Annotated in this window: 12 protein-coding genes; 7 read left to right on the top strand and 5 right to left on the bottom strand. The window is 58.4% G+C overall.

The genetic code is table 11. The annotated features are described in order from the left end of the window. The first annotated feature begins 118 nt into the window (after window positions 1-118). From ACOTW6_RS09220 to ACOTW6_RS09195, 6 genes are all read left to right on the top strand, one after another. Window positions 119-433, top strand: a complete 315-nt coding sequence (locus ACOTW6_RS09220) for a PTS sugar transporter subunit IIB (protein ID WP_017694003.1) — start codon at window positions 119-121, stop codon at window positions 431-433. An 11-nt stretch (window positions 434-444) separates the two neighbouring features. Next, on the top strand, window positions 445-1,770 hold the full coding sequence (locus tag ACOTW6_RS09215; RefSeq protein WP_213789103.1) for a PTS sugar transporter subunit IIC: 1,326 nt from the start codon (window positions 445-447) through the stop codon (window positions 1,768-1,770). Between the two features lie 17 nt (window positions 1,771-1,787). Next, a complete protein-coding gene (locus ACOTW6_RS09210) occupies window positions 1,788-3,164 on the top strand; it encodes a glycoside hydrolase family 1 protein (protein WP_213789102.1) in 1,377 nt (458 codons plus the stop codon). A gap of 5 nt (window positions 3,165-3,169) precedes the next feature. Next, complete coding sequence (locus ACOTW6_RS09205) at window positions 3,170-3,472, top strand: PTS lactose/cellobiose transporter subunit IIA (protein WP_014168006.1); 303 nt, start codon at window positions 3,170-3,172, stop codon at window positions 3,470-3,472. 136 nt (window positions 3,473-3,608) lie between these two features. Beyond that, window positions 3,609-4,988: a carbohydrate porin gene (locus ACOTW6_RS09200; protein ID WP_015570106.1), complete on the top strand. Its 1,380-nt coding sequence runs from the start codon at window positions 3,609-3,611 to the stop codon at window positions 4,986-4,988. Window positions 4,989-5,170: 182 nt separating this feature from the next. Then, window positions 5,171-6,076: an EamA family transporter gene (locus ACOTW6_RS09195; RefSeq protein ID WP_023315096.1), complete on the top strand. Its 906-nt coding sequence runs from the start codon at window positions 5,171-5,173 to the stop codon at window positions 6,074-6,076. A 48-nt stretch (window positions 6,077-6,124) separates the two neighbouring features. On the opposite strand, the gene nepI is transcribed toward ACOTW6_RS09195, so the two are convergent. The 3 genes from nepI to ACOTW6_RS09180 all read right to left on the bottom strand — a co-directional run bounded on the left by nepI (window position 6,125) and on the right by ACOTW6_RS09180 (window position 8,552). Next, entirely contained in the window at window positions 6,125-7,315 is a 1,191-nt protein-coding gene (gene nepI, locus ACOTW6_RS09190; protein WP_213789101.1) for a purine ribonucleoside efflux pump NepI, read from the bottom strand. Between the two features lie 168 nt (window positions 7,316-7,483). After that, complete coding sequence (locus ACOTW6_RS09185) at window positions 7,484-8,002, bottom strand: SRPBCC domain-containing protein (protein WP_017694007.1); 519 nt, start codon at window positions 8,000-8,002, stop codon at window positions 7,484-7,486. A 97-nt stretch (window positions 8,003-8,099) separates the two neighbouring features. Then, window positions 8,100-8,552 carry a DUF1198 domain-containing protein gene (locus tag ACOTW6_RS09180; protein WP_045333531.1) on the bottom strand — a complete coding sequence of 151 codons (453 nt, stop codon included), beginning with the start codon at window positions 8,550-8,552 and terminating at the stop codon, window positions 8,100-8,102. A gap of 99 nt (window positions 8,553-8,651) precedes the next feature. Between ACOTW6_RS09180 and ACOTW6_RS09175 the strand changes: the two genes are divergently transcribed. Further along, a complete protein-coding gene (locus tag ACOTW6_RS09175) occupies window positions 8,652-9,554 on the top strand; it encodes a LysR family transcriptional regulator (RefSeq protein ID WP_045338706.1) in 903 nt (300 codons plus the stop codon). Here the strand turns inward: ACOTW6_RS09175 and ACOTW6_RS09170 are convergent. Further along, window positions 9,542-10,546: an alpha/beta fold hydrolase gene (locus ACOTW6_RS09170; RefSeq protein ID WP_062933082.1), complete on the bottom strand. Its 1,005-nt coding sequence runs from the start codon at window positions 10,544-10,546 to the stop codon at window positions 9,542-9,544. The two genes, ACOTW6_RS09175 and ACOTW6_RS09170, sit on opposite strands and share 13 nt — an antisense overlap. A gap of 162 nt (window positions 10,547-10,708) precedes the next feature. Further along, window positions 10,709-12,100 (bottom strand): hexose-6-phosphate:phosphate antiporter, encoded by a 1,392-nt coding sequence (gene uhpT, locus ACOTW6_RS09165; protein ID WP_006808805.1) that lies wholly within the window; start codon window positions 12,098-12,100, stop codon window positions 10,709-10,711. Window positions 12,101-12,103: the final 3 nt, after the last annotated feature.

The following is a 12,103-nucleotide window of genomic DNA, read 5'->3' as shown; positions in this document are numbered from 1 at the left end:
TCATAAGTAAGGGATCTTGATGGTTGTCACACTTCTGTCTTTTATAAATGGAAACCGGTTTCCGTATCATGTCCAATCATCCTCGCAATAACTTTTTACATTTTGAGGATGATTGTCGATGTTCAAGATTATGCTGTGCTGCTCTGCCGGGATGTCCACCAGCCTGCTGGTCAGCAAAATGATCGATGTTGCAAAAGAACGGGGCTTGCCCGTGAAGATAGATGCGTATGGCGTATCCGAATTTGATACGCAGTTTCCGCACTACCAGGTGGTGCTTCTCGGACCGCAAGTGAAATACATGTTAAAGACGCTCTCAGACAAGGCAGCGACGCAAGGCATTCCGGTGCAGCCCATCGACATGATGGATTACGGCATGCAGCGTGGCGATAAAGTACTGGACTATGCTCTGTCGCTCATCGAAGCGACACACTAAAAGGTGTTCACATGAGTTCGTTATATCAATCCATGGTCGCGGTGATTGAGCAGTCAATTACGCCGCTGGCCGCCAAGCTCGGTCAGCAAAAGTATGTGATTGCCATCCGCGACGGCTTTACCGCCGCGCTGCCGTTTATGATCATCGGCTCGTTTATGCTGGTGTTTATCTTCCCGCCGTTTTCGGCGGATACCACCAACAGCTTCGCCCGCGGCTGGCTGGATTTCTCCGAGACCTACCGCGAACAGCTGATGCTGCCGTTTAACCTCAGCATGGGCGTGATGACCTTCTTCATCTCGGTGGGGATTGGGGCAAGCCTGGGGCGTCAGTTTAACCTCGATCCGGTGATGTCCGGGCTGCTGGCCTTTATGGCCTTCCTGCTGGTCGCCGCGCCCTATGCCGATGGCAAAATCTCGACCCAGTATCTCTCCGGCCAGGGGATCTTCACTGCGCTTATCACCGCGATCTACTCCACCCGCGTCTATGTGTGGCTGAAGCAGAACAACGTGACTATCCGCCTGCCGAAGGAAGTGCCGACCGGCGTGGCGCGTTCGTTTGAAATCCTGATCCCGGTGATGGTGGTGATCGGGACGTTGCACCCGCTGAACCTGTTCATTGAAGCGCAGACCGGGATGATCATCCCGCAGGCGATTATGCACCTGCTGGAGCCGCTGGTGTCGGCGTCTGACTCGCTGCCCGCCATTCTGCTCTCCGTGCTGCTGTGCCAGATCTTCTGGTTCGCCGGTATCCACGGGTCGCTGATTGTCACCGGCATCATGAACCCGTTCTGGATGGCGAACCTCTCGGCAAACCAGGCGGCGCTGGCGGCGGGCGCGGCGCTGCCGCACGTTTATCTGCAAGGTTTCTGGGATCACTACCTGCTGATTGGCGGCGTAGGCTCCACCCTGCCGCTGGCGTTTCTGCTGCTGCGTAGCCGCGTTACCCACCTGCGCACCATCGGCAAAATGGGCGTGGTGCCAAGCTTCTTTAACATCAACGAACCGATTCTGTTCGGCGCGCCGATCATCATGAACCCGATGCTGTTTATCCCGTTCGTGTTTGTTCCGCTGGTCAACGCCTGCCTGGCGTACGGCGCAACCAAACTCGGCTGGCTGGCTCAGGTGGTCTCGTTAACCCCGTGGACCACCCCCGCGCCGATTGGCGCCTCGTGGGCGGCGAACTGGGCGCTGAGCCCGGTGGTGATGTGCCTGTTCTGCATGGTGATGTCCGCCCTGATGTACCTGCCGTTCCTGCGCGCCTATGAGCGTACGCTCATCAAAAATGAAGAGCAGAAAGCTCAGGCAACCGTCGGCACCGCTGAAACAGTCAGCAATTAAGTCAAAGAGGAAGGGTCATGAAATACGCATTTCCCGATAACTTCTGGTGGGGCAGCGCAAGCTCCGCTCTCCAGACGGAAGGGACACGAGAGGGTGAAACCACGTGGGATTACTGGTTTGCCCGCGAGCCGAACCGTTTTCACAACGGCGTGGGGCCGCAGCACACCTCCACGTTTTATCAGCACTGGAAAACGGACATTCAGCTGTTGAAGCAGCTGAACCACAACAGCTTTCGCACCTCGATTAGCTGGGCGCGCCTGATCCCCGACGGTATCGGTGAAGTGAACCCGGACGCGGTCGATTTTTATAATCAGGTCATTGATGAGCTGAATGAACAGGGCATCACGCCGTTTATCACCCTGTTCCATTTCGACATGCCGATGGCGATGCAGGAGATTGGCGGCTGGGAAAACCGTGACGTGGTGGACGCGTACGCCCGCTATGCGCAGATATGCTTCGAGCTGTTAGGCGACCGCGTGCTGCACTGGTTTACCTTCAACGAGCCGATTGTTCCGGTGGAAGGCGGTTATCTGTACGACTTCCACTACCCGAACGTGGTGGATTTTCGTCGGGCGGCGACCGTGGCGTATCACACCGTGCTGGCGCATGCGAAGGCCGTTCAGGCCTACCGCGCCGGACACTACGCGGGTGAGATCGGCATCGTGCTCAACCTGACGCCGTCGTACCCGCGCTCCCGGAACCCGGCGGACGTGAAGGCGGCGCACATTGCGGACTTAATGTTTAACCGCAGCTTCCTCGACCCGGTGCTGCGCGGGGAGTATCCGGCGGACCTGGTGGCATTGCTGAAATCTTACGATCAGCTGCCCGCCTGCAAGCCGGAAGACGGCTTCCTGATCGCGGAAGGGAAAATCGACCTGCTCGGCGTTAACTACTATCAGCCGCGTCGCGTGAAGTGTCGCGACAGCGCGGTGAACCCGCAGGCGCCGTTTATGCCGGAGTGGTTCTTTGATAATTACGAGATGCCGGGCCGCAAGATGAACCCGTACCGCGGCTGGGAAATCTACGCGCCGGGTATTTACGATATTCTGGTTAACCTGCGCGATAATTACGGCAACCCTCGCTGCTTTATTTCGGAAAACGGCATGGGTGTCGAAAATGAGCAGCGCTTTATTGAAAACGGCCAGATTAACGATCAATACCGCATTGAGTTTATTTCTGAGCATTTAACGTGGCTGCACAAAGGTATTAGCGAAGGCTGCAATTGCCTTGGCTACCATATGTGGACGTTTATTGATAACTGGTCGTGGTGTAATGCGTATAAAAACCGCTACGGTTTTATTCAGCTCGATGTAGAGACGCAGCAGCGCACCATCAAAAAAAGCGGAGAGTGGTTTGCCGCCACCGCCTTAAATAATAGCTTTGATAAAGAGTAAAGAGAATGATCGCACTAGAAGAAGCCGTAATGGAAATTATCGTCAATGCCGGTCAGTCCCGCAGCCTGTGCTTTGAAGCCCTGCACGCGGCGCGCCAGGGCAACCTTGACGAAGCCAAAAGCCTGCTGCGCGAAGCCGACGGCTACGCGCGCCAGGCGCACAAGATGCAGACCAAGCTTATCGAGCAGGATGCGGGCGAAGCCCGCCAGCCGATGACCTTAATTATGGTGCACGCCCAGGATCATTTAATGAATTCCTTATTAGCGCGCGAGTTATCCGAAGAAATTATTCATTTATATCAGAGATAGTCTATGGCGAAATAATTACTGCAATACCTCTGTACCCTAAATAGAGATCCACTTGTTCTGATGATAGCGACATACTCTGTCAGATCGGAGCGGGATGGTTATTGTCTGAATAAAATTAAACTATATTGAGATAACCATGAATACGATTAAAAAACTTCCATTAACCATGGCAGTTATCGCCGCGCTTTGCCCAATTTCCGTCCTCGCTCAGGAATTCACTCAGGAGCAAATCGACGCCATTGTGGCAAAAGCGGTGGATAAAGCCCTCGCCGAGCGTCAGGCCAAAATGGATGCGGCGGTCGCGAAAAAAGCGGACGTGGTGACCGAGCCGCAGAGCGCGGCGCAGTCTCCGGACATGGCGATCCCGTTCGGGGTTAAATTCACCGGCTACGCCCGCTACGGCGCCCACTTCCAGGCCGCCGATCAGAAATACGTGGCGGTGGACGGCTCCTACAACGGCGCGTCCGCCATTGGTCGTCTGGGTAACGAAGGCAACGGCGGCGAGTTCCAGCTCTCCAAGGCCTTCAAGGGCGAAAACGGCGCCATCTGGGACATCAACGTGATGATCGACCACTGGGGCGACGAAGTTAACCTCAAGAAAGCCTACGCGGGCGTGACCAACATCATGGCCTCCAACCCGAACGCCTACTTCTGGGCGGGTCGCGACTTCCACCAGCGTCCGCAGCAGGGCATCAACGATTACTTCTGGATGAACCACGACGGTCAGGGCGCCGGGGTGAAGAACTTCGATATCGGCGGCGTGCAGTTTGACGTGGCCGCCGTGGCAGCGGTGGAATCCTGTAGCCCGGAAGTGATGGAAGACGAAGCGAACCCGTCGCGCATCACCTGTACCGGCGGGTCCGGCACGGGCGACAAGGGCAACTACGCCGCCACCTCCAAAATCCACGGCATGAAGCTCGGTCCGCTGGATCTGGAGCTGTACGCCAACTACGGCTTTGACTCGAAAGCGGTGGAGAGCGACGAGCGTCTGAACGCCTGGCAGGGCGGCGTGGTGCTGAGTCATACCAACGACAGCGGCGTGAACAAGGTAATTGCCCGCTACTCCGATAACTCGGACAACAGCGTGTTCAACAAAACCGAAGATCTGACCACGGTCTACGCCAGCTTCGAAGGGCTGTACAAATTCACCCAGGCGACGCAGGTGGAGTACCTCCTCGCCTTCCATGACTACGACAACAGCCGCGATAAGACCGACAACCGCAAGAACTACAACGCCATCGTGCGCCCGATGCACTGGTGGAACGACGTTCACTCCACCTGGCTGGAAGCGGGCTGGCAGCACGTGGATTACGACAACGGCGGCGACAACAAGGGCTGGAAGCTGACCCTGTCGCAGAACATGTCTATCGCCATGGGGCCGGAGTTCCGTCCGATGCTGCGCTTCTACGTGACCGGCGGCAAGGTGGATAACGAACGTACCGCGCGCGTGAACAATACCAAAGATGAGACGCTGGACGACTTCAACGTCGGCGCGATGTGGGAGGCGTGGTTCTAAGGTAAAAGCAAAACGGCAACGCGAGTTGCCGTTTTTAGTGTTCGCTCCCTCTCCCTGTGGGAGAGGGCCGGGGTGAGGGCACCAGACCGCACCCTACAAGGTTTTGTAGGCCGGGTAAGCGTAGCGCCACCCGGCAAGATCCCATGTTATGCTACAAAAAAACCAACATAACAGGGGAGAACATGGGTTCCACACGCAAAGGGATGCTCAACGTCCTGATCGCCGCCGTTTTATGGGGCAGTTCCGGGGTTTGCGCGCAGTACATCATGGAGAAAAGCCACATTTCTTCGCCTTACCTGACCATGGTTCGTCTGCTGTTTACCGGCGTGATCCTGCTGACGCTCTCCTTCGTTCACGGCGACAAGATTTTCTCGGTCATCAAAAACCGCAAAGACGCCCTCAGCCTGCTGTTTTTCTCACTCGTCGGCGCGCTCACCGTACAGCTCACCTTCCTGCTGACGATTGAAAAATCCAACGCCGCGACGGCCACCGTGCTCCAGTTTCTTTCGCCGACCATTATCGTGGCGTGGTTTGCGCTGGCGCGGAAAACGCGTCCCGGCATATTTGTCTTATCCGCGATTTTCACGTCGCTTGTGGGTACCTTCCTGCTGGTAACCCACGGCGACCCGACGTCGCTCTCCATCTCGCCTGCCGCGCTGTTCTTCGGCATCGCCTCCGCGTTTGCCGCCGCGTTTTACACCACCTATCCATCAACGCTTATAGCCCGCTACGGCACGCTGCCGATTGTCGGCTGGAGTATGTTGATTGCGGGATTAATGCTGACGCCGTTCTACGCCGGACGCGGCACCACCTTCGTGATCGACGGCGGCCTGCTGCTGGCGTTTTTCTACCTGGTGGTGATAGGCACCGCGCTGACGTTCAGCCTGTATCTGAAAGGCGCACAGATGATCGGCGGGCCGAAAGCGAGCATTCTGAGCTGCGCCGAGCCGCTGAGCAGCGCGCTGCTGTCGGTGGTGTTGTTGGGGGTGGCATTCACCCTGCCGGACTGGCTGGGGACGCTGTTGATTGTGTCGTCGGTGGTGTTGATTTCGATGGATTCGCGTAGAAGGGTTAAGGCATCGGCGTAGCCTGATGCCCTCACCCCAACCCTCTCCCACGGGAGAGGGAGAAAAGCACTACTTCGCCTTCACCTTCCCCGCCACCAGCAGCGCGGTCAGTAGCATCAGCGTGCCGGAAATCACCAGCGGTGACGTCAGCCCCAGATGGTCGAGCGCTACGCCGCCCACCGCCGCGCCGCAGGTATTCGCCAGCTGGATCACCGCCACCTGAATCGACCCGGCTTTTTCCGCCTGATCGGCAAGCGAGCGGGTGATCCACGTCGACCAGCCCACCGGCACCAGCGCAAAGGCAAAGCCCCAGATAATCGCGATCGCCGAAGCCACCCACTTATCGCTGCCCCACAACACCAGCACCGCGGCGCTGATCGCCAGCACCAGCGGGGCACCCGCCAGCGCCACCTTCAGGGAGCGCTTCAGGAACTGGGACGACAGCGAGGTGCCGACAAAGCTGGCGATACCGAAACTCAGCAGCACCAGCGTCAGGCCGTCCACGTCAAAGCCCGCCATGGTCATATACACCGGGCGGATATAGGTGAAGAAAGCAAACTGCCCGGCAAAGGCCATGAAGATGGCGGTCATCCCCGCCAGCACGCCCGGGCGCTTCAGCAGCGCGAACATGTTCTGTTTGTGGTGCGCCGCTTCCCCCGGAAGGGACGGCAGCGCCTTCCACACCCAGATAATGCACAGCACGCCCATCACCGCCGCCGCGTTGAACACGTTACGCCAGCCGATAATCCCGCCGAGGAAACTGCCCAGCGGCGCGGCAATCACCAGCGCGATGGAGACCGCGCCGAAGATGACGGACAAGGCTTTTGGCACCGTACGCGCGGGCACCAGGCGCATGGTCAGCGAGGCCGACATCGCCCAGAAGCCGCCTAATCCCAGCCCCAGGCAGGCACGGCCGAGCAGCAGCAGGGTGAAGCTTTCAGCGAAAGAGACCAGCAGGCAGGAGAGCGTCAGCAGCACGCTGAACAGAATGACCACCTTGCGGCGGTCGATGGTGCCAATCGCCTGAGTGATAAACAGGCTGGCGAACATCGCCACAAACGCGGTGACGGTCACCGACTGCCCCGCCACGCCCTCGGAAATGCCCAGATCCTGCGCCATCGGCGTCAGCAGGCTCACCGGCAGGAACTCGACGGTGATCAGGCAGGCGACGCAAAACGCCACGGAGAAAACCGCCGACCAGTTGGGGCGTGAAACCTCTTTGGCCTGCGGTGCGGTCGTGGGCTGGGTATGTTCTGTCATGGCATCACCTGAAGATAAAAACGTGCGGAAAAGTCGCGCAGTTTATCATCAAAAGTGTGACGGATTTAACGTTTCGACAACTTTTGTCGTTTTTAATGCCGGGCGGCGCCGCGCTTGCACCGGCCTACGGGCTTGTAGGCCCGGTAAACAAAGCGCCACCGGGCAAAATTACCCGCGAGCCTTAAGAGCGGCATTCGCTAATCCCACGATCCACTCCTGATGCCCGTTAATCATTGGGTTTGGTACGGTGCGCGCTAATTCCTGCGCCGGCACACCTTTCTGCGACTCCTGAGTCAGAATGCGCACGCGGTTTCCCGGCAGGTCTTCAAACAGCCAGGCGTGGATCACGTCCAGACGCGAATTCGCATCCCCTTCCACCCAGCCGTGCCACGCGATACGCGCGGCTTCACCCTCCACGGGCGGAACATACTCCGTCACCTGCGCTTCAACCGGGAAGCCGAAGGTGGTGAAGCGAAAGCGGGCGTTGGCGCTCAGCGCCGGGCCGCTGCCGTCGTGAAAACGGATATCTTCGGCGTTGCTGTAGTAGTTCGGCCACAGGGTGGTGTCGTTAAGCTGCGCCCAAATCTCTTTTGCGCTCAGCCCGGCGACGATGATTTCGTTGGATGCAAAGTTATCGGTGGTGCCGGGCAGGTAGTCGTTCGGCCAGATAATGGCGGATTGTTTCATGGTTCACCTCATCGGTTAGTTGATAAGGTGATGGTGCGCCTGCGGGTGATATAAATCTAATGACGATGCTTTATACTCTTCATCACGTTTCGTGATATCAGTGCAGGTAAAACACGCCCTCTTCCGGCAGGAAAAGCTGGTTGTAGCGCAGCTGGAAGGCATTAAGCTCCTGCGGGTCAGGCTCTATCTCGCGCATAAAGCCGAGCGCGAGGCGGATTTGCGCGTCGGTGATCGGCGCGGCCAGACGGGCTTTACGCAGCATGCGGTGCCAGGTATGCAGATTCTCTTCGCTGGCGTCGACGATGCAGACCTGCCAGATCAGCAGCACCTGAGCGGCATTTAGCAGATGCGCCTCGTCGGGGCGTTCAAGATAGCGGATAAACTCATTGCCCGGCGTTTTACCGAACTGGTCAATCATCGACTCGACCGGCATCGGGGTGATCCCCAGCCGCTCGCTTAAACGTTTGATGGCGCGGCGGGAGTCTGAGGTCAGGACACGAAATCCAACCACAAACACCACGGCAAGCGTTGCCAGCATTATCCAGACCATGCGTTCTCCTTAGACTAGCCGCCCATCATAGCGGGAAACGCAGTGCGTCAACAGCGGGCAGCGCCATAATAGTAAACGGAAAAGAGGTGGAAAAACGTCATGAAAGCGGATCTGCGCACGCTGGATCTTAACCTGCTGAAAACGCTGGATGCCCTGCTGGACGAACGCAGCGTCACCCGCGCGGCGGCGCGTCTTGCCCTGACCCAGCCAGCGGTAAGCGGCATGCTTAACCGCCTGCGGGATTACTTTGAAGACCCGCTGTTTATCCGCGCGCCGCACGGCATCGTGCCTACCACCAGGGCGGAAGCGATGGCGGCTCCCGTCAAACGCATTCTGGCAGATATCGACGAGCTGCTTCAGCCGATCGCCTTTGATCCGCTCACCGCAACGTTCACCTTCACGCTTGCCGCGACCGACTACGCCCTGCGCGCGGTCGTCGTGCCGTTTATCGCTGCGCTTAAGGTGCAGGCGCCGGGTATTCGCGTGCGCGTGGTGCCTGTGGAATCCGACCGTCTGGTCAGCCAACTCGAACAAGGCTCTGTCGACGTGGCACTGATCACCCCGCACACCACGCCAGATGAGCTTCACAGCCGGGCGCTTTATGATGAACGGTACGTTTGCATGATGCGTGCCGACCATCCGGATGCCGGACAGCCCATGACGTTAGACCGGTTTTGCGCCCTGGAGCATGTGCTGGTCTCTTACGAGGGCGACGGTTTTCGCGGCGTAACGGATGGCGCGCTGGAGAAAACTGGCCGAACGCGGCATGTTGGCTTATCGGTGAGTAACTTTTTAGTCCTGCCGGACGTGCTGGCCCTCAGCGATATGATTGCCGTTGTGCCATCACGCATAGCGGAAAAGCAGACGGGGATGTTCGTCTGCGAGACGCCGGTTCCCGTGCCCGGCTTTACCAAAAGCATGGCCTGGCACGGCAGAACGCACCGCAACCCCGCGCAGGCGTGGCTGCGCGGGTTGTTGCTGGAGACCAGTCAGCGCGCCTGAAGCCCTTTCAGCAGCGCCTCGTGGAAGCGGGCGGGATCCTGCATCTGCGGCGCGTGGCCCATGTCGTTAAATTCAACCAGCGTCGCGTGCGGGATGCGCTTCGCCGTCTCTTTGCCCAGCACCGCGTAGTTACCGAGCGTCTTGCGGATCTCCGGTGGGGCGAGATCCTTCCCGATGGCGGTGTTGTCCTTCGTGCCGATCATCAATAATACCGGCATCTTCAGCTCGCTAAATTCATAGACAACCGGCTGGGTATAAATCATGTCGTAGAGCAGCGCCGAGTTCCACGCCACGCGAGCTTTGCCCGGCCCGTTGTTCAGCCCGGCAAGCATGGTGACCCAGCGCTCGTACTCCGGCTTCCACTCCCCGGCGTAGTAGGTGTTTTTCTCGTACTGACGAATACCGTCGGCGCTGACTTTCAGCTCGCGCTGGTACCACTGGTCGACCGTAATATGCGGCACGCCGCGCGCTTTCCAGTCTTCAAGCCCTATTGGGTTCACCATCACCAGCTGCTCCACCTGCTGCGGCCACATCAGCGCGTAGCGGGTCGCCAGCATGCCGCCGGTCGAATGGCCGATAACCGTGACGCGATCGACGCCCAGCGTTTTCAGCAGCGCGTGGGTGTTATCAGCCAGCTGCTGGAAGGTGTATTGATAATGCTCCGGCTTGGTGGATTTGCAGAAGCCGATCTGGTCAGGTGCAATCACGCGATACCCGCTGGCTGAAAGCGCGCGGATCGTGCCGTCCCAGGTGCCGGCGCAAAAGTTTTTGCCGTGCATCAGCACCACGGTGCGGCCGTTGGGTTTTTCCGGTTTCACGTCCAGGTAAGCCATATCCAGAGGCTGGTTCTGCGAGGTAAAGGTAAAGTGTTTTACCGGCCAGCCGTAGTCAAAACCTTCCAGCTTCTCGCCGTAGGTGGGGGCATCCGCGGCCATTGCGGGGGAGGCCAGCGCCATCAACAGCGCCAGGCAGGATAATCGTCGGGTCAACATGCAAGCTCTCCGTTAGCAAAAGGGGCTAAGGCTGCACGAAAGGCGGCAGCAAAAAAACTGTAGAGCATGGAGAGGGGCGGGTGTGTAAAGCGGGGTAAAGGTAGTCCGTGCAAAATAAAAAAGCCCGGCATCACACACCGGGCAAAGAAGTTACCTGCACACTCAGGCTACTTTTAATTTCTGCGCACGATTCTCACGGCGGATCTTACGCTCTTCCAGCACCGCAACCATCGCCATCAGGACGATACAGCCAATCGCTGCCGCATCCAGCGCGGCGAAGGTGCCCGCCCAGCCGGTGAGGCCGAAAATCGGCGTGCCGTCGGCGATCATGCCCAGACCGAGCTTGGCGAAGCTGTCGCCGATCAGGTAGGCGAAGGTGCCCTTAATCCCATCGGCTGCGCCGATCGCTTTTTTCGGCACAAAGCCAACCGCCGCCACGCCGATCAGCAGCTGCGGACCGAACACCAGGAAGCCGAGCGCGAACAGGGACGCCAGGTAAACGTACTGGTTGCTGGCGTGCTGATAGACGCCGAGGGTGGCGATAATCAGCGCCAGCGCGACGCAGGCTACCAGCGCGCGACGTCCGTTGGCGAGATCCGAGAGCCAGCCCCACAGCAGCGTGCCGACCAGCGCGCCCACTTCAAACAGGGTGAAGCCCTGAATCGCCACCTCTTTCGAAAGCTTCAGCTCCTGGAAGGCATACACGGTGGACCACTGGTCGATACCGATACGCACCACGTACAGGAAGATGTTCGAGAAGCAGAGCAGCCAGATCACTTTGTTTTTCAGCACGTACTCAACAAAGATCTGCCATTTGGACATTTCGTTTTCTTCGGTCTCTTTGTCCTCTTCGCTGATCTCCTCCCCGAACAGCTCTTCAGCTTTGCCGAGGCCGTACGATTCCGGGGAATCGCTGCCGTAGCGCAGGCCGATAAAGCCGACAATCAGGGCGATAATCGACGGGAAGATAAACATGCCGATCACGTGGCCGTCGAACAGGTAGTTCGCGCCAAACAGCGCCACGCCTGCCGCACCCGCCCCGCCGAGGTTGTGGGAGATATTCCACATACCGAGGTACGAACCCCGCTTGCGGCGCGGCGTCCATTTGGTGATGGTGGAGTAGCTGCACGACCCGCCGGTACTCTGGAAGAAACCGCTCAGGGCGTAGAAGGCGATCATCAGGAACAGGCTGACGGAGCCTGCGCCCATGCTGGCGCTGAAGCCGAGCATACAGATGGCGGAGAGGATCAGCATAAACGGCAGGAACTGCTTGGTGTTTTTGCCGTCAGCGTAGTAGGAAACGACGGTTTTCCCCACGCCGTAGGTGATGGAGAAGCCCAGGCCAATCATCCCCAGCTGCGTCATGCTCAGCCCGTAGGTCGAGATCATGTCGTTCTGCGCGATGTTAAAGTTTTTGCGGATCAGGTACATGGTCAGGTAGCCGATGAAGACCACCAGATAGGACTGCATGAACGGTTTGAACCACATCTTGCGCCGCACGTCGAGCGGCAGATCCAGGGTCGGCTTGCGCACCTGATTTAAGAAGGCCAGCATGAC

It is taken from the genome of Enterobacter cloacae complex sp. IR5403 (assembly GCF_049238705.1).
In the GTDB taxonomy this organism is placed as follows: Bacteria; Pseudomonadota; Gammaproteobacteria; order Enterobacterales; family Enterobacteriaceae; genus Enterobacter; species Enterobacter hormaechei_C.
This window is presented reverse-complemented; position numbering and strand designations above follow the sequence as displayed.